General features: G+C 35.0%; 24 protein-coding genes. 12 read left to right on the forward strand and 12 right to left on the reverse strand.

Features of this window, described 5'->3' with window-relative positions:
* Nucleotides 1–44: 44 nt before the first annotated feature.
* Entirely contained in the window at nucleotides 45–242 is a 198-nt protein-coding gene (locus OO712_RS03305) for a hypothetical protein (protein ID WP_109876888.1), read from the forward strand.
* Between the two features lie 102 nt (nucleotides 243–344).
* On the opposite strand, the gene OO712_RS03310 is transcribed toward OO712_RS03305, so the two are convergent.
* From OO712_RS03310 to OO712_RS03320, 3 genes are all read right to left on the reverse strand, one after another.
* Nucleotides 345–818, reverse strand: coding sequence for a hypothetical protein (locus OO712_RS03310; RefSeq protein WP_225866843.1), 474 nt, complete (start codon nucleotides 816–818; stop codon nucleotides 345–347).
* A complete protein-coding gene (locus tag OO712_RS03315; protein ID WP_109876659.1) occupies nucleotides 815–1,003 on the reverse strand; it encodes a hypothetical protein in 189 nt (62 codons plus the stop codon). The genes OO712_RS03310 and OO712_RS03315 overlap by 4 nt, the downstream gene beginning before the upstream one ends.
* A gap of 104 nt (nucleotides 1,004–1,107) precedes the next feature.
* Nucleotides 1,108–1,275 (reverse strand): hypothetical protein, encoded by a 168-nt coding sequence (locus OO712_RS03320; protein WP_160049205.1) that lies wholly within the window; start codon nucleotides 1,273–1,275, stop codon nucleotides 1,108–1,110.
* A gap of 49 nt (nucleotides 1,276–1,324) precedes the next feature.
* Between OO712_RS03320 and OO712_RS03325 the strand changes: the two genes are divergently transcribed.
* Entirely contained in the window at nucleotides 1,325–2,173 is an 849-nt protein-coding gene (locus OO712_RS03325) for a hypothetical protein (protein WP_109876658.1), read from the forward strand.
* Here the strand turns inward: OO712_RS03325 and OO712_RS03330 are convergent, their stop codons facing one another.
* From OO712_RS03330 to OO712_RS03360, 7 genes are all read right to left on the reverse strand, one after another.
* Nucleotides 2,174–2,536 carry a response regulator gene (locus tag OO712_RS03330; protein WP_109876657.1) on the reverse strand — a complete coding sequence of 121 codons (363 nt, stop codon included), beginning with the start codon at nucleotides 2,534–2,536 and terminating at the stop codon, nucleotides 2,174–2,176.
* A gap of 43 nt (nucleotides 2,537–2,579) precedes the next feature.
* Nucleotides 2,580–4,217 (reverse strand): sensor histidine kinase, encoded by a 1,638-nt coding sequence (locus OO712_RS03335; protein WP_109876656.1) that lies wholly within the window; start codon nucleotides 4,215–4,217, stop codon nucleotides 2,580–2,582.
* Nucleotides 4,218–4,300: 83 nt separating this feature from the next.
* Nucleotides 4,301–4,555 carry a UBP-type zinc finger domain-containing protein gene (locus tag OO712_RS03340; RefSeq protein ID WP_109876655.1) on the reverse strand — a complete coding sequence of 85 codons (255 nt, stop codon included), beginning with the start codon at nucleotides 4,553–4,555 and terminating at the stop codon, nucleotides 4,301–4,303.
* A 1-nt stretch (nucleotide 4,556) separates the two neighbouring features.
* Nucleotides 4,557–5,096 carry an inorganic diphosphatase gene (locus tag OO712_RS03345; RefSeq protein ID WP_109876654.1) on the reverse strand — a complete coding sequence of 180 codons (540 nt, stop codon included), beginning with the start codon at nucleotides 5,094–5,096 and terminating at the stop codon, nucleotides 4,557–4,559.
* A gap of 152 nt (nucleotides 5,097–5,248) precedes the next feature.
* Complete coding sequence (locus OO712_RS03350) at nucleotides 5,249–5,677, reverse strand: hypothetical protein (protein ID WP_109876653.1); 429 nt, start codon at nucleotides 5,675–5,677, stop codon at nucleotides 5,249–5,251.
* Nucleotides 5,678–5,729: 52 nt separating this feature from the next.
* Nucleotides 5,730–5,885 carry a hypothetical protein gene (locus OO712_RS03355; RefSeq protein ID WP_264953884.1) on the reverse strand — a complete coding sequence of 52 codons (156 nt, stop codon included), beginning with the start codon at nucleotides 5,883–5,885 and terminating at the stop codon, nucleotides 5,730–5,732.
* A gap of 104 nt (nucleotides 5,886–5,989) precedes the next feature.
* A complete protein-coding gene (locus tag OO712_RS03360; protein WP_109876652.1) occupies nucleotides 5,990–6,619 on the reverse strand; it encodes a DUF4443 domain-containing protein in 630 nt (209 codons plus the stop codon).
* 80 nt (nucleotides 6,620–6,699) lie between these two features.
* Between OO712_RS03360 and OO712_RS03365 the strand changes: the two genes are divergently transcribed.
* The 3 genes from OO712_RS03365 (at nucleotide 6,700) to OO712_RS03375 (ending at nucleotide 8,489) form a co-directional block, all read left to right on the forward strand.
* Nucleotides 6,700–6,915 carry a CbtB domain-containing protein gene (locus OO712_RS03365; RefSeq protein ID WP_109876651.1) on the forward strand — a complete coding sequence of 72 codons (216 nt, stop codon included), beginning with the start codon at nucleotides 6,700–6,702 and terminating at the stop codon, nucleotides 6,913–6,915.
* 7 nt (nucleotides 6,916–6,922) lie between these two features.
* On the forward strand, nucleotides 6,923–7,657 hold the full coding sequence (locus OO712_RS03370) for a CbtA family protein (protein WP_109876650.1): 735 nt from the start codon (nucleotides 6,923–6,925) through the stop codon (nucleotides 7,655–7,657).
* 184 nt (nucleotides 7,658–7,841) lie between these two features.
* Entirely contained in the window at nucleotides 7,842–8,489 is a 648-nt protein-coding gene (locus tag OO712_RS03375; protein WP_109876649.1) for a fibronectin type III domain-containing protein, read from the forward strand.
* On the opposite strand, the gene OO712_RS03380 is transcribed toward OO712_RS03375, so the two are convergent.
* On the reverse strand, nucleotides 8,486–9,949 hold the full coding sequence (locus OO712_RS03380; RefSeq protein WP_109876648.1) for a hypothetical protein: 1,464 nt from the start codon (nucleotides 9,947–9,949) through the stop codon (nucleotides 8,486–8,488). The two genes, OO712_RS03375 and OO712_RS03380, sit on opposite strands and share 4 nt — an antisense overlap.
* A 453-nt stretch (nucleotides 9,950–10,402) precedes the next feature.
* Between OO712_RS03380 and OO712_RS03385 the strand changes: the two genes are divergently transcribed.
* The 7 genes from OO712_RS03385 to OO712_RS03415 all read left to right on the forward strand — a co-directional run bounded on the left by OO712_RS03385 (nucleotide 10,403) and on the right by OO712_RS03415 (nucleotide 16,289).
* Nucleotides 10,403–11,869 (forward strand): thrombospondin type 3 repeat-containing protein, encoded by a 1,467-nt coding sequence (locus OO712_RS03385; protein WP_225866842.1) that lies wholly within the window; start codon nucleotides 10,403–10,405, stop codon nucleotides 11,867–11,869.
* Nucleotides 11,870–12,101: 232 nt separating this feature from the next.
* Nucleotides 12,102–13,508: a WING-49 domain-containing protein gene (locus OO712_RS03390; RefSeq protein WP_146195982.1), complete on the forward strand. Its 1,407-nt coding sequence runs from the start codon at nucleotides 12,102–12,104 to the stop codon at nucleotides 13,506–13,508.
* Complete coding sequence (locus tag OO712_RS03395) at nucleotides 13,505–14,092, forward strand: Rossmann-fold NAD(P)-binding domain-containing protein (RefSeq protein ID WP_109876646.1); 588 nt, start codon at nucleotides 13,505–13,507, stop codon at nucleotides 14,090–14,092. Before OO712_RS03390 ends, OO712_RS03395 begins: the two co-directional genes overlap by 4 nt.
* Nucleotides 14,093–14,105: 13 nt before the next feature.
* Nucleotides 14,106–14,423: a hypothetical protein gene (locus OO712_RS03400; protein ID WP_146195981.1), complete on the forward strand. Its 318-nt coding sequence runs from the start codon at nucleotides 14,106–14,108 to the stop codon at nucleotides 14,421–14,423.
* A 1-nt stretch (nucleotide 14,424) separates the two neighbouring features.
* The gene (locus OO712_RS03405; RefSeq protein ID WP_109876644.1) at nucleotides 14,425–14,658 is read left to right on the forward strand and encodes a hypothetical protein; all 234 of its coding nucleotides are present in this window, start codon (nucleotides 14,425–14,427) and stop codon (nucleotides 14,656–14,658) included.
* On the forward strand, nucleotides 14,655–15,329 hold the full coding sequence (locus tag OO712_RS03410; RefSeq protein WP_109876643.1) for a hypothetical protein: 675 nt from the start codon (nucleotides 14,655–14,657) through the stop codon (nucleotides 15,327–15,329). The genes OO712_RS03405 and OO712_RS03410 overlap by 4 nt, the downstream gene beginning before the upstream one ends.
* A gap of 3 nt (nucleotides 15,330–15,332) precedes the next feature.
* Complete coding sequence (locus tag OO712_RS03415; RefSeq protein WP_109876642.1) at nucleotides 15,333–16,289, forward strand: hypothetical protein; 957 nt, start codon at nucleotides 15,333–15,335, stop codon at nucleotides 16,287–16,289.
* Between the two features lie 217 nt (nucleotides 16,290–16,506).
* Here OO712_RS03415 and OO712_RS03420 read toward each other — a convergent pair whose 3' ends face one another.
* Complete coding sequence (locus tag OO712_RS03420; protein WP_225866841.1) at nucleotides 16,507–17,553, reverse strand: sensor histidine kinase; 1,047 nt, start codon at nucleotides 17,551–17,553, stop codon at nucleotides 16,507–16,509.
* Nucleotides 17,554–17,609: the final 56 nt, after the last annotated feature.

The following is a 17,609-nucleotide window of genomic DNA, read 5'->3' on the forward strand; positions in this document are numbered from 1 at the left end:
AATACATATGAAATTCTTAAATCTCAAATTTACGTATGTTATGTGTGGCAACAAGAGAAGATCTCAGAAATGACATTCTAAAGGCAACAGAAGAACAACAACGCTTAATGGAACTAAGAAAACCTCTCTTAGGCTCAAAAATAAACGAGGATCAAATGAATGCTTTTCGTATGACTACACAGATAATGAAATATGAGGACTTTATACGGGATACTGAGAGGCAGCTCAGAACAATGAACTGACAGTTCTAATCCTATCTTAGCAAATATTGGCCAATCACAATTGAATCAACCAATCTCTGTAGTATTGTTCTGTAGAATGTAATAAAAAATAGATGAAATAATCTAGATTGAATCTAGATTATCTCTTGGGGTATTTATCACCTTGAAGATTTTGACATTATAGTCGCCTTCAAAAAAACGGGTGATGTTGCCTTCGTCTATTGACAGCAGTCGGAACTTGTATTCAAAGGAATGGTCTCCTTTCAAATTTATCTGTGCAACATGAATAGGGACGTCTTCATCGGGTTTGAAGATTTGAATTATTACCGGATATCCTTGCGAAGGATCATTCACTTTGCCTTTGATTGTTCCCCACGGAAGTGTATTTGTTTCAGGAATATTCATGGAGAGTGTGGTCATTTCAAGACTCGTCTCATCATCAAGCTCTGTCACCGTAGTCTTAGTTGATTCTGCAAACACTGCATCATCAAACAAAGGTACAGACATGCTCAGCATCATTACAAAAATACATGCTGTTGACAAACTCTTTCTTGTTTTACCGTTTCTCTGAATGCTATATTTTGAAACTACATTCATACTGCTGCACCACATCTATTTTGTTGACCTCTTCTTGATTTTTGATTCACAAACAAATCCAAATCATTTAGCATTATCTCATTTTCATAATGAGTATCAATGCCATCTGATTTTTGGATTTGTTCGATGTGATTCCACAGCGAAGATGAAAATCTACCTTTGGGGAATTTCTTGACAGGTTTCATTTAATCATCTCCTCAACACAATCTTGGCGATGCAACATAACAAAATGGGTCGGCATTTTGTTACACACAATCCATACATTTGGAAAAAAACATTGTGTCTGCATTTAGTATCTCTCCTCAAACAGAGTCCATGTTAGCCCCATCAAATCCTCAGTGGAGAAAGTAGGTGTCTTGGCATGATGCAAGGATTTTGACACTGCTTTTACAGGACTGCTTGCTACCTGAATTTCAGTAGGCGAGTGTTGCCAATTATGTGTGATTTGCTGTTTCATGAAGTGATTGAGGCTGAGTTATATATAACAAGAGATACCGTATATCGGCATGCCTTTAGATGATCCTACGTTTGGAAATTTACAAAACTACAAACTGTATCTTCGTCCAAATGCTCATGCTCATTACGGCCATCCTGATCAAAAGAAGTCATCTCTAAGTAAGCACCAACAAAATGTTCAGAGGTTGTTAAAAGTAATGAGCGTAAATGAATCTTCGACCACTTGGGATTTAGCTAAAATCTCTATTCCTGATGACATTACAAAATTACGTGAAAGAGAAAAAATTTACAGACGATTGCTTGTAGGCAGAAAAGACAAAGGAAAACATTCCGATGGAATCTTAAATTTAGGTCTTGCAATAAAAGATGGGAAAAGTCTCAAAACCGGAATCGCTGACAAGTACAGATTGTCATTGTATGGAATTTTGTATTGCATTGATGTTTTAGATCTTAGTAACAACGAGATAGACAAAATTGCTAAAAAATATTCTAAAGTGTTGCCCAAAGTTTTTGGAAAGTGGGATTACCTAAAAACAAAAGTCGGCGAACGAGTATATGGAATTAAGTTGCTGGCGAATGGATTGCTTGCAGACAATCCTCAAATTCAAGTAAAAAGTGAAATTCCATTTTATGAACTGATGTCTTATGTGCACTTGAAGTATCAAAGAAATTTTGAAAATATTTCTGAAGAAAATCTGGCAGAACAAATTTCATACTGGTTTTATGTAAATTTGTTATATCGTCCAATGGGAAATAACAATGATACAGGAATAGAAAGTTTGAATCCTATTTTTCAGGATGATCCTGAATTGAAAAAATGGTTTCTGATTTTTTTCAGAGATTCCATTAAATATTACCATGAGAGATATGCTGTTTTAAAAAAATCCAAAATAAACTAGTTAGTTTTTGGATGAAATCAAATTTTTTAATTCACTCAAATCAAATGGTTTTGTTAGTAGACCGAACAATCCTGATTTCTGTGCATTTTCAAATTCTTCATTGTTTATTGCATATGCAGATGTAAATACAATCTTTGCATCTGGATGCTCTTTTTTTATTTTAAAAAACGCGTCATATCCATTCATTATTGGCATTTTGAGATCCATCAGCACTATGTATGGATGAGATTCATTGTATTTTCTGATGGCCTCTTCGCCGTTTTTTGCAGTTACCACATCATAATTTTCATACTTTAGCATATATTCAGTAGCCTCCAAAAACTGTGTATCGTCATCAACGAGAAGAATTTGTGTATTTGTCATTGTTTTATCCTCAATTGCTTGTTACAAGTCATTTTTCGATGAGTCATTTGGGCAACCTGATTGAAAATACCACTGGATTGTTGGCAGCCTTTATGTCTCCTTTGTGCTGTTCTACTATGTTTTTACAACTAGATAATCCCAACCCTGTACCCTCTAGTTTTGTTGTAAATAAGGTGTCAAAAATATGTTTTAGATCCTTTAATGGTATGTTGGGACCAGAATTCTCAAATTTGATTATGATGTCCGATTCGGTTTCCTGCGTGCTGATATTGATATGTCCTTTTTCATCTCCAATTGACTGAATTGCATTAAGAATGATATTTACAAACACTATGAGTATTTTTTCATGATCAAATTTTATGGTCATGTCGTTTTTTGGAGTATTGATCTCGATGTTTTTTGGAATAGTTAGTGTGTCGATTGCTTCGTAAAGCGTTTGATTGATTGAATGTGGTTTTAGAATTAACGGTGTCGTTCTTACATAGTTTAACACTTCTTCAATCTGGTGTGAAATGCGTCGTACTGATAGATTTATTCTGTTTATCTCCCTTGAAATAATTTCATTTTTGTCGTTATTTTCTTTGCTTATGATCACCCCTGCATTTTTTATTGTTCCTAATGGGTTTCGTATGTCATGAGCAATGTTTGATGAGAGCTGCCCTATTACTGTCAGCTTTTCTTTTTTAAAACTCTGTGATCTTTTTAGCAAAAATGCTAATAGTACAACCGTTATTGCTAACAACAAAAAAACAGTTTGAATTTTTGTGTAAAAAATAATCTCGTCAATCTCTTTGTTAATTGATTGGGTGGGAGTTACCACTGCAAACATGAATTCAATTTTATCGTTGATCACGACTGGAATTCCCGTAATTATTCTCTCCCCAATATCGTCATTTAAAGTAAAAATTGCCGTAGCTAGATTTCCCTGAAGCACATTTTTAATATGATTGTTGGAAAAAGAATTGTTGCCTATTTGTTGCTGAATTTCTTCATCGAAGAAATTTTTTCCAATGTTTTCAGTACTGGGGTCAATTAATAAAATATGATTTTCATCCATGACCATCAAAAACTGTGATTCAACATCGTAGATGTTTCCATGTCTCTTGAAAAATTCACTTGACGCAAATGTTACTAAAAGGAGTCCTTTGGGAATTTTTGTCTTCTCGTCTATTATTGGATATGTGATTGCTATTTCCGGCTCGTCAAAAAGAAGGGTGTCGATTGAAAGTATTGCGGGCTCTGACTGTGAGCTATTTTTCTCAGAATTTATTAATTCTGATAATCCTTTGACTGTTGCACCCACAAACGAGTTGTGCGTTTTACTCACTTGGGACTGAACTGTAAACTTCTCATCTAATGCTAGAATTTGTGCAGTAGGCGAAATAGAGTTTAGTCTACTAAATGTATGTGCAATTAGCTGACTTGATTCCACTGTTCCGATATCTTTTTGTAATTCCTCTGATTCTGCCAATTCCCCTAGTTCAAATACGATTAACTCAATCTCCGATGAAATGTTTTTGGATATTGATTTTGCAATGATTTCTTGAATTTTTACTTGATTTTCTGTTATTGACGTTTTGATGTTTTCTTCTTCTATACTGTATATCTCAATTGTGATAATTAGTATTGAAAGAATTATTGAAAAAATGAGTGCATACCATGCCCATTTTTTTTTATTCACGATCAATTGAAAATCATCATCTCTTAATTAACCCCCATGATTTTTGGTTATAATACATTTTGAGCAAATATTGATTTGGTGAATTAGTAGTATTCTTTATGAATATAACACCACTTCCAAATATCATTTGGGATTGCCTTCATAACTGGATGTCCTGTTTCCTCAAAGTGTTTAGTTGCGTGCTTTCCCATTGACGAATCACAGCATCCAACATGCCCGCATGTTAAACACATCCTAATCGCAACTACTGGCAAATGCTCTTTTTCGCATTCTTCACAACTAATAGTATTTGGAGAAACATCTTTTTCCTGCAAGAAATGTTCGCATTTTTTTGGCATGTTAGTATTTTTTCAAAGTATCCTTGTATCTTTTAATTGATTCAACAATGACAATCTTTGCTTCTTTGGCAGACTTCCAACCTAGTATCTCTACTTTTTTTCCCTCCAAATCTTTGTACACCTGGAAAAAATGGGCAATTTCTGAACGGTAGTGATCTTCAATATCTGAAATGTCTGTGGTGTGTAAATATCTAGGATCATTTGTGGCAACACAAATTATTTTGTCATCTAGTTTTCCGTCGTCTTTCATCTGCAGTAACCCAATAGGCCTTGCCTCAATTAGGATTCCTGGATATGTGGAGTTTGTTACCAGTACTAACGCATCAAGCGGATCTCCGTCATCAGATAAGCTTTGAGGTATTAGCCCGTAATCTCCTGGATAATGAAAAGGCGAGAAAAGAACTCTGTCTAATTTTATCATGTTGTGTTTTTTGTCATATTCGTATTTGTTCATAGAGCCTTTTGGAATCTCAACTATCACGTTAATTATTTCTGGAATATCATTTCCTGATTCAATATCGTGCCAAAAATTCTTGCTCATTTTCTAGCTCTTCCACTATTGATTCGATATATGAATTCTGTTAATTCCAGAATTGAACTTTGGCAAAAAATCCAATTCTTGTATACACACGACATATTTTTTGGATTCTGACAAAATCAAAATAATTTTTGATACGAGAATATCTTTTGATTTTATATCAAATCATTGGAGTTTGGAATCACTCTGAAGATTTTTACTGTATATTCCCCTTCAAAGATGTTTACAAATTCACCCGTACTTGAATCCATATTTCTGACTCGAAATTTGTATTCAAATGAACCATCTCCTTTTACATCTACTTGCGCAAAGTGAACTGGATCTTCGCCACTGTAAAACTGAATGATTACTGGATATCTTTCAACATATTCTGATGGTGCGCCTTTCACAAAACCCCATGGAAGCTTGTTATCCTCTGGTATGTTCATCGTAGCCACAGTTTTTTGCAAACTAATCTCCTCGTTAATCGGAGTAACTGTCACCCTGTTTTGGTTGGTTTCGGCAGAAATGTCTACTGGAATTGTCCCGATAGATAAAACTGCTATGATGGATGCCATCAAAAATACTTTGAATCTCAAATTCATTTAATTGTGATTTTTCAAAGTTATTTAAAAAATTTGTTACTGATTTGTTTACTTATGGCAGTTCTTCTTCTAAATCTGAGCATGCCTTGTGCACCCATTTGTCTTGGGAGTTTTTTGATATCTCTTTGCCCACTTTGATCGATTCCCCACATTCTACACATTTGCCGTTAAACTTGGCTTTCATGGAATTTGTGTGATCTTGGCTCATTTTAACTAGTCTTTTAATACAAATGGCGTTTTTGGGTATCTTTTGAATTTTAGGTATTTTATCTTGAGATTTCTAACATCATTCATTTTTTGATATTGCCATTTTTATGATCCTAATGTCCACAAAGCCGTATTGATTGCAGATATTTCAGCTACAAATTTGTCATTAGATGATGTAATGATGATGATGTCATTGTTCCTTGGATGCAGTGCCTCGATCAAATTCTCTTTTATTTCTGATTCGTCTGCAAAACATACCACCTCGTCTCCTACAAAAACAAATTCTCCGTTCTTGAATCTTAAAGTCAAAACGTCATCTGCCCCATACAAAATTGCATAGTCTCTTTGCTTCATTCCGTTTCCTATGTTTGAGACGTGCTCTTTTCTAAGAATTATTGCACAATTGTGATCTCCATTTGTAAGACAACATTTTTTCAAAAAACTCTGGTATGGAATTGCTTCTTGAAACTTTTTTGCAAAATTTTTACCCTTTATTGTAAGAAATGTTCCTGCTTTTATTGAATCTACAAATTCATATTCTCTGAGATATGAAATCAATGTTCTCACTGCTCCTTCTCCCATATGCAGTTCATCACACAAAGTTGCTCTGCTTGCATACTTTTGTCTTGACAATAGCAAAATCGACTTTAGAACGTGTGGTATACTAAATGTCAAAGCTTTACTTGTTCTTTTTCTGGATGTTATTTTCTGCAATGTTTTGATCTGTTGCTGCATAGATTCTGTTTTACACCTAGAATATATAAATTGGATGAACCATCCTATAGTTTAAGTATGTCACATTCCATGTCATTTTGTTGTCACTTCCTACTGAGATTATGGTTTCAAAATCCAAAGTTCCAGTATTTGCAATTATGCTTTTAGCCATGATCTTTGTAGTGGGATTGTTTGTTGTAGGTTATGATCAAGGTCATATCTTCAGTGTTGTGTTGGGGGAGCAGGCATATGAAGATCTTTACATTCATGAGCTGACACATGACATGCGTCATGCAGCAGGATTTCCTTGTCACTAGATGAATCATGAGAACTGTACTCTTTTTGGCAATTGTCTTGGTATCTGGTGCAATTGCAGGAACCTTTCATGGAATGGCAAACCTTGCAATAGTGGAACCATATCTTGATCAAGCAATTGGAATTGAAAACCAGAATCTGTTTGCATCAGGCGAAGAAGAAGACACCCCGCAATTCTGGGTTGAATACAATAGTTACCGCGATTGGCAGAAAGGTGGACAAGTTTTAGCTGGTGCAATACTAGGAACATCAATTGGTGCTCTATTTGGAATTGTTTATGCTTTGTCTAGAAATTCTTTGCCAGGAAAGACTGACTTGCAAAAATCATTTGTTCTTGCAGGAATCATGTGGATTTCAATATACTTGATTCCATTCTTGAAATACCCTGCAAATCCTCCAACTGTTGGGGATGCTGAAACTGTAGTGTTGCGAGCAATACTCTATCTATCATTTATTGCAATTTCTGGATTTGGAGTCATTGGGTTTTATCAAGTGTACAAGCGTCTAAAGAAAAATACCCAGGTTTTTGCATTTGTTGGATATATTGCATTCATTGGAATTGTTTTTGCATTAATGCCTGCAAATCCTGATGAAGTAACTGCCCCGATGGATTTGGTGAATGGATTCAGAGCAATGTCCGTTGTTGCAGTTAGCGTGTTTTGGGTATCTGTTGCAGCTATTATGGGCATGCTCTGGCACAAATTCCGACCTGATTCTGAGATTTCTGTGGAAAAAACTCCATAGTTTGTTGATTCAAACTTTGAATTTTTTGATTGATCACAATGTATCCAAGCCCAAATCTTATATCTAAAACAGAGCTTTAGCCAATGAATTCGCTTTGAACAATTATTCCAAAAAGGAACTTGATTTTCTCAAATAATTCCTCCTTCTTTAATCCCTCACAATCCGTATTCTCTCTAGACATCAAATGAAGGATGAATTGATAGGACTTTCAATTATTACTGTTCTAGGATTATTTGGATCTGTGACTAGTTCATTTGCTGAAGACTCACTATCTTGGAAATCCGAATATTTTGTAGGGATTCTGGATTCTAAAACTGATGAGCATATTCCAGTAATGGTAACTACATTTTCAAAAGATTCCTTGAAACTTGATTGGGCGAAACCAGAGATTACAACGAATCAAAAAATTATTAGTTATGATGTATTGCGAAAAGATCTAAATTCTGATTATTATAAAATTGCAGAGATTACAAACCTAAAACAATCATCCTATATTGACATGAATCTAAATGAAGGATATTACGGATACAAAATTATTCCTGTCTTAATGAAAACTGATTCTGACAAAATTACAATGCATGGAATAAACAGAGAACACAGCTTTTTTCCAACTTATGTTCAAGGACAACAACTAGTTGCACAAAATCTGTTAAAACAAAATTGTCTAAAATGTTTTGATGACTCTTTTGAGGAAATAGACAACATTTTTCAATATGAATTCTCTGAATATACCAAACGAACCAATAATGAATATCAACAAAACTTAGATTCTGAATCCCTGAGAACAGAAAATCTTTTTGCTTTCTTATTTAAAATACGAAATAATCACTAATTCCTTAGATGTGAAATTGGATCAAGTATGTGATTCATAGTTTTTTGTGCCATTTCAGATCCTAAGAGCAGTTTTTGTTTTACAACGGGCTTATCTAGTTTGTTCACTCTTTCCTGAAAATCATAAGCAAAAATGTTGTCTATCTCTACGTATGAATCATCAAGACATTCAGGACAAATCTGATTTAATTCGTGTTCTGCCAATAGATATTGACCATATTTGTACATGTTAAAGTAGGCATGCTCTCTTGCAATGCCTGCCATTGAGATTTCATCTATAATTTTTTTATTTGGAACATAATCCATAGTCCATTGATCAATCACTAAGGACCATGAATTTCCAAACTCATCAACTGCTGTAGTCTTGCCGGTTTCAGTCAAGTGGTATATCTGACCTTTGTTGATTCCATCATATTCTTTTGCAGGATTCATTGATGGACCTACAACTTCAATCCCGTGATTGTAATAGTTTTGCCATGCATTGCGTTTTGTATCCCAAACATTGGTTCCAAGTATGTTAAAATCAAGTGGTGCTCTAAATGTGTGAATTACTTTGACTAGTAGGCATTGTTGTGCTGATTCTTCAGAACAATTGCCTTCAGATGTTGAAACTTCAATATCTCCTAAGACATGCTCAGGATCATTAACTGAAAGCGTTTTTTCACCATCAAATGATTTGTCCCAGTTAATTACGGCTCTACTTTCGCTCATAATTTCTCCTTTTGCCAAGCCAAATGCTATCTCAAAGTGAGAAATGTTGTCTGGGCCTCCATTATCATAAATTTTGAATTCGGCAATGTTCTTCTCTCCAGTATTTACAGTTACAAGCGGATATGGCGTAAAGTATCTTTCAACATCTATTGGTTTTCCATTATATGTAAATCCATTATCAACTAATCTTTCACCCTTGCTATCAAGTCCAAGTGTTGGTTCTTCACAGTCCCCACTACATCCACTTCCATTACTTGCAGAAACTGCAACAAATAATCCAAAGTCACCTGAAAGAGTTGCAGTGACAGATGTGGCATCAAGTAATTCTGCATTAGTACCTTCTGCAGCTGAGGATATGTTTGTAGTACTTCTGCCTTCAATGGTTGTAGCACCAAGAGTGAGAATAGCATTAGTTACGTCAGTCAATGTTACTGTAAGAACAGTTGAATCTCCATTCCAAACTCCTGAATACGCATCTCCCCAATCAACACCGCCAGTACCATCTGTAAAGTTAGCAATGATTTCCGCTCTAGTCATGGCACCATTGTTTGTAGCATTGGTTGCTTCACTGAATGTAATGGTTAGAGTATCCCCATTTGACAAAATTGCATCTAAGTCATCTGGATCATCCGCAACAAAAGATGAGAATTCAGGTTCTGCTGCAAAAGCATAAGATGTTAGATATGGGACAAATCCTAATGTGAAAAGAATAACTGTTAATGCGGATAATTGAGTTCTTAATGTTCTCATTAATTACATCCTCATAAAATTCCACTTAACATCGTGTTTGTTATCATCAAACAGACAAAATCGATTCTAGATTGACTAATTGGCTGAAATTATAATTTTGGATATTTGCAATGAATATCTGTCATCTCTCCAATTTTGTTTGAGAAATCTTATTTCAAATTCAGGAATTTTATGCCTATTTTACCTATATTTCGTATTTTCAAATCTCTTACCTTAGATACGCTAGATTATCTAAAATCTAGAATTGTATCACATCTTCACAGATTTGAACCGTCAGAGCATTGAGTCGATAATGCAAATTCCTATGAGGTAATTGCAAATATGTGCTGGAAAATAATTTCAAAAAGATTGAGGCTTAGCAAACAACACAATTCAACAGTTCCAAACTGAATCGAAACCGAGAATTTCTTAGATGAGTTAAAATATCTGAAAAATAGTCTAGAGGCATCTTATATGGCAATATTTGTAATTGATAAAAAAATAAAATTTTTGTTTGTTTTGTTGATCATTAGTCTTGGTGTGTCATTTTTGGCATGGTCCGAGTATGCAATTTTTGCAGATTCGGATAATGACGGAACATCTGATTCTTTTGATAACTGCCCATTAAATCCAAATATGGATCAATCGGATTTTGATCTTGACAAGTCTGGCGATGTGTGTGACACGGATGATGATAATGACGGAGTTAAAGACAACCTTGACCAGTTTGATACGGATCCTTTAGAATGGGCAGACTTTGATTTTGACAATCTGGGCGCAAACCAAGATTCTGACGATGACAATGATGGATTAACAGACATGGAAGACTCTTTCCCAATTTTAGTTTCCCAAAAACTTGTTGAGGAAAACTTGTCAGAAATTGAATCTTGTGCAATACTGGAGACTGGCACGTCAAAACTATTGTGTTATTCTCAATTCTTTCAAAGTTTAGTTGTAAAAGAAGAAAACAATGTGGACACTCTAGAGTTGGCTTTATCATTAACCCAGCTTGGTGCAGTGGATGATTGCCACTTTATATCTCATGAAATAGGTCATGCTGCATATGCCGAGAATTCCAATATTTTTGAAAACTTGAGCGGTGTTGATGGTTCTGTTTGTAGGGGTGGATTTTACCATGGAGTAATGGCGGCATATTTTCATGAGTTACAAGAAAATAACAAAGACATGGGGGAATACAAAACAATCTGTAACGACTTTATCGGTAAACCAGAATATACAAAATGCGTACATGGCTTAGGACACGGAATTACTCATTATTTCATAAATGATTTGAATTCTGCCATTAATGCATGTGATCAAATGTCATTCTATCAAAGTTCGATCTGCGTTGGAGGTGTATTTATGCAATATACAGATGATGAATTGACTAGATCCACTTCTATAAAACAGGATATTCAAAACATCTGCCCAAAATCAGATCTTCGAATTTTTGATTATCAACAATGTCGTGATAATCTTGGATTAAGCATAGCGTTTCATACTGATCATGATTTGGAGGAGGGTTCAAAATTATGTGATATGATAATCGATGACATGGGAAAACAATACTGTCATCGAGGATTGGAGAGAGAAATTAATGATGCAAAAGAGTACAAAGTATACGACCCGACAAAAGGCGTTAGAGAATTAATGCAACCAGTATGGATTAAGGAAAATGATTCAAACAAATGGATTGTAGATTTTAGAAGTCCATCTAAAATTTCTAACGTTGTATATGATGAAACAACCAAAATGATGCAATTTTCCTTTGATGCACCGTATAGGATCATAATATACATGTCGACTGATTTGCTTCCTGAAAATCCTGTTGTTATGATTAATGGACAACAAAATGATTTTGAAATACAACATGGACTTTATGATAACCATTCTATGATTCAGATAATGCCAAAAAATTCAGGCGTTGTTCTGATTTCATAAAACCAACAATGTTTCTGGTTTTTGTAATTGATAATTAGTTTGTTACAATAAACTGGTGCTAACTAGTGGGAGTGGACCGGATGGTATCACAACCCACAGTGGGCGCGGATACCTTTTTGAGAATTTTTGAATGACGGCAGAAAGCGATTGGGACGCTTACAATATCTCTACTCTTTTTTCTTGAGCAAAAGATACGAAGTACTTATGAATGTCATAACTTTAGCTTGATTAATTGAAAACTAGACTTTTGACAATATTTACAATTGGAATACTTGGACTTGTGGGAACTGCATTTGCAATTCCTCCTTTTAGTTCACAGGAAGTGTTTGATTTTAGCGATACTATTGTTGTTGGCAAAGTGATTTTGATCAACTCCACATTCTCCCCTACTCATAACCTCTATCACATCCAAGTCGAAAAATTCCTCAAAAATCCTCATGATTCAGATGTCGTATTAGCTGCAGGACAAAATATAACTTCCTCCAGATCTGGAACTCAGATTTTCCATGTGGGAGATAGGGCATTGTTCTTCCTTACTGCAGTATTTGGATATGGTCAGTATCATAATATGCTGTCAATCCATCCTACAACAAAACTAGTGGAATCTGACTGGGACAAGTGTAATATTTTTGAAAATAATATTCCATCAGATCACTGGATGTTAGGAGGTACTGGGTCACTTCCAAAAATATCTCAGGATGAAACATTAGACATTAACGCATTCCAAGACAGAAATAACTTCAAGGTTGGCAAGACAGTTACGGTATCTTATGACATATCAAACATTTCAGACCGCCCAAAAGAGATTGATCTAGACGGCATATTATCAAGATCAAATGGTGCTGAATTTGAGGCAATGTCTACTATGAGTCAACATGTGGTCTTGGAGCCATGTACTGTATACAAAACAATAGAATGGAGGTTCACCCCCGGCATGACTGGCTCTTATCTTTTTGAGATAAATAATAATTCTGGAACATCATATGGGTTGGGGTTTGCTGTAAAAGAATCAGTTGAATCTCCTCTTGCACAATTGAAGCCCAGTGGAGTCATGGGACATGTGCAAACTTCTTCTACCTCATATGTTGTTGGTGATGAGGTATTTGTCAGAATAGACACAAAACCCAATTCTGATGTGGTAGTTGATGTGCTGAATCCTTCTGATAAAATAACTGAACATTTTGTTGCAATATCAGACGAATATGGACAAATCAACACTTCTTTTTTACTTCCTCATGATGCCATGCAAGGTACTTGGAAGGTAAAGGCAACATATGGTTCTGATTTTGAGACACTAGAATTTGATGTCAAAGAAAGACTTGTTCCTGAACCCGAGCAGAGCAGACAAGTCTCTGAAAACTGCGGACCCGGAACAACACTGCAAGACGGAATATGCGTGGTAGATGAAACAAAAGAAAATCATGTGGATTCTGATCGTTGGGGTGGTCTTGTACCTTGGATGATTGAATCTCCGCTAAAGCAAATCAAAAAAGGAATAGAACCTTGGGAAGTAAAATGCAATGATGGTTTAATTCGAATATTCAAATCATGGGACTTGCATACACCCGCATGTGTTTTTCCTGACTCAATACCGAAACTAAATGAAAGAGGATGGCAGACACTAGAGGATGAAAAATGAAAACTAGACTCTTGACAGTTATCATAGTCATGGTTGTTGGTTCTTCTGTCATGGTTTTTGCTGATGTTGTTCTACAACTGAAATACCAAATCAATAATGATCTTAATCCTGACAATTATGTCTGTTGGAATTCTGAACATCTCCTAGTAGAAAGACCAAACGGAAAATTTGCATGCATTACTCCGTACATGATGATAAAATTGAACTGGCAGCCCTATAAGCATGAATACTACATCTTTGATGTCCTCAAAGATAACTCAGTTTATGCAGTATTTGCACTTGACAGTAATGCAGTTGTCTCTGAAATAAGATATGATGTAGATTTACATTCATTGATAGTAGACATGCCAAGAAACAATTCTGGAAAACTGTTCATTGAAATCCCTCGAGACCTTTTGGACGCAAAGCTTGTAAGATGTGATGAAGTATCTGAAGATCCTTCTGATTGGGACTTTTTTGTACTAGTTGATGGAGAGGAGGTGGCATTTGAAGAAGTATTTACCACTGATGATTATAGAGCCTTAGAAATTCTATACAAAAAAAATTCAAAACAAATTGAAATTGTTGATGCTTGTTTAATTTGAGGTAAAAAAGAAAATGAATTACAAATTATTATTTTTACTTGTCGTTTTAGGCATGTCCATTCTTGTGTTTGTATGGGGCACTACAAACTATCTACGGTGCTATACTGACACACCAAGTGGTAATTACTATGAATCATGTCCTAGAACTCCAGATGTTCATGCAATACCTGCAGTAATTGCAACTTTTGTCATGATTGGCATTGTTCCAATTATAACTTGGATAAAAACAAAGTCGCATAAACTTCAAATTGTTTTCACTGTTCTGTCTGGAGTTGGAATCTTTTTTGTTTTTGTTGGAATACTGTATTTGATTCTCATGGTGAGAAACTAAAATGAAAATTATATTTTTGATACTTATTGTATTTTCATTTATTCCGTTCATCATTCCTAATGTTTTTGCAATATGTGCCGCAGAAACATTGGAATGGTGGGAGGTATGCAATGATACAGGACCAGAAAATGCACTTCCACTTCATCCTGTATTGCTATTTATGGTAATTCTAGTTATAACTATTGGAAGTATTATTGGAGGATTGGTTTTTGTGATTAGGGGAAATAGAAAATGAATCCTAATCTAAAAAACACTCTTTATGCAATTTTGTCAATAATGATAATTGTTCCTGCAATTCTACTTATCCATGACTACATTTACTTTCAAGAACCGTTGTCACGAGTTTCACTATACCCTGATGATCCCAAATGTGACAAAGACTGTATTGAAAAAGTATCTGATGGCTACAAATGTGTGGAAATTAAATCCGACGAGTTTGTATGCAGACTGGAAAGAGGAAGACACAATTTTTCAGATAGTGCAGTTTTCTATAGTTCTGCAGGACCAATTTCTTATGGTGAAATTGTATCTTTTCCGGAAGGCAAACCTGATGTTTATTGGTTCAATGTTGAAAACATGATGATACTGAATAAAAATTCAAAGACAATACAAGTTGATTTTTATGAATCTAAAGATAATACATCAATTTCTAATGTCATTTACACTGCAACATTAGCCCCTGGTGATGACTATGTTTCATGTGTAAGTCCGTGGAAACCTGGTCACCTTGTACGGTATATTGACTTGTTTGAATATGAAAACAAAACATATGCTGAATTTTGGGGTCTTCATCCATTTACTCCTCCAGAATTGTTTCCATGTGATGTGCAAAAGATATTGGAATATTCACTGAAAACAGATTATGATATATCATTGCCAGAATATGAAGAATTTGGATTTGATTAGAAAATGAAAACAAAATTTGTGTTAATTATCATCATAGTAGTTCTTGTTGCAATGTACTTTCTTATGCATGCACGAATTTGGCCAGAGCCTGAGCCCTGCGATGTAGGATTTGAGCATTATCATTTTGGGTTTTGCAGCACTAATTTGTTTTCAGTTTCTGGTGCATTTGCACAAACAGATGACAACTCTGTTGTTTCGTTTGCTTGGGAAGATGGGATTGATCACAAAAACACTCTTGGAAATATAGGAGAGATGTATTGGTTGCAAGCATCGTACTCTGGAAAAGAAAACTCTGTAGCCACACTACGTGTAATTGACCCTGATCTAGTGCAGTTTCCTGACTCTGTTGATTTTATCCGAATCCATGTCCACTCTGATACTGACCCTTTGGGAACTGACATTGTACTAACAAACACGCCTGAAAACCCTGGATTTTTTGAAGGTGATGTGATTTTTACTCATGATTTTTCTTCTTCAAGAGGTGTATTGCTTGTAAGTGATGGTGATACAATATCTGCAAAGTATGTTGACACAACACTTCCAGATGATGCAGATTCTGAGACCTATGAAGTTGTTGCCACTGCTATAATCTCAGGTCCTCGTGGACCAATAGAAATGGTGCTTGCCACATCATTGAGAATAGAAGACCTAAAACAAAATAGATTCTCAGACAATGTGATACCTCTAGGACATCAAGTCTTGTTTAGTGCAGACCTGAACGCACAGACACAAGACATTCACAACTTTGCATATCTAGTTCAAGTACAAGATGAAAAAGGACGCACAATGTCATTGTCTTGGCTGTCTGGAACTATTTTACCCAAACAAACAATCACAACAAGCCAGTCTTGGATTCCAGACTTGGCAGGAAAATATTTTGTTACGGTGTTTGTGTGGGAGTCTGTAGATAATCCAACTGCATTGTCTCCGCCATTAAGTGTAGAATTTGTTGTAGAGTGAATCTAAAAAATTTCAAACCTGAAATAGTTCACAAACCAAATCTGTTAGAATTTACTATGTCAAAATTTTGTCTTAATTGGAAAAAACGGTCCAGTCCCACAGTGCATCCAAGTCCCTGAGCCTTTTTTCTTTTTTCGTTTTGGAGATCCTTTTTGAAATTGGACAAAAACCCCATTACTTTAATTACTAAACAGATTCTAAAAAGAGTTCAGGAAGATCAAGAGGATTCAGCAGTTTTTGGCAGTGTAATTGTAAATGTGGTAGGATTATTACTAACATCGATTGTGCCTTTATGCATCTCCAAGTATTGCTTACAGGATGCCAATCCTAAACCAGTTCCATCATCTTTTGTTGTAAACATCGGCTCAAAAATTTGTTCAATGTTTTCTTTAGGGATTCCAGGTCCTGAATCACTAATTTTGATTGTAGCAAATTCACCATCTACTTCAAGAGATACACTAACTTTACCTTTAAGGCCAATTGCCTGAACGGCATTTTGTATAATATTTGTAACAATACCACGAATTTTTACCACATCACACTGAAGAACACAGGAATTAAGTGATGAGTGCAATTCAACATCCGGAGGAAATCTTACCTCGCCAATTGAACTTTTTACAATTTCTTTTAAATCACAAGTAATCAAGCGAATCTCAGGAGTTTTAATGAAATTCAACACGTCATTGATTTGATTTGTAATGTGGGATAGTGCATTCTCCATACTGAGTATTGAATTTGACAATACTGTATCTTCATGAATTTTTTGTTTTACCTTCATCAATTCAATTTGAGATTGTAAAATTGTTAGTGGATTTCTCATATCATGTGCCATTTTTGAAGACATTTTACCTATCATCTCCAATTTATTATTGTCCACAGCAGTAAATTTTGAGGATAATGCCTCATCAAGTTTTTTTTGGGTTTGGGTAAGTGTTGATTTTGTTTTTCTTAATGACGCAGATTTTGCAGTCAATTTTTGTTTTGTTAATTGATGAAATTTTTGTGCGGTCTCAATCTCTTTTTTCAGAGTAAGTAATTTTTTATCTGATTCATCTAGATTTTCATTTTCTTCTAAAGACTCGTGATTTAATTCTAAGTTTTTTTCAGGTGCTTTTTCTAAAAGAGAATCGATTTTTTTGGATTTTTCATTAGATTTAAAATCAATCTTTATTGTTTCAGCAGGTTTGGATTTTTTAAAAAAAACGGTCCGTTGAGGGGCATTCATAGGATCAAGTTCAGAATCTTCTTTGATTTCCCTATGCATGAATTTTCTCATATATTTACAATCAAAATTTCAAATATGACAAATAGGATGTTCAA

The sequence above is a fragment of the Nitrosopumilus zosterae genome (assembly GCF_025998175.1).
GTDB lineage: Archaea > Thermoproteota > Nitrososphaeria > Nitrososphaerales > Nitrosopumilaceae > Nitrosopumilus > Nitrosopumilus zosterae.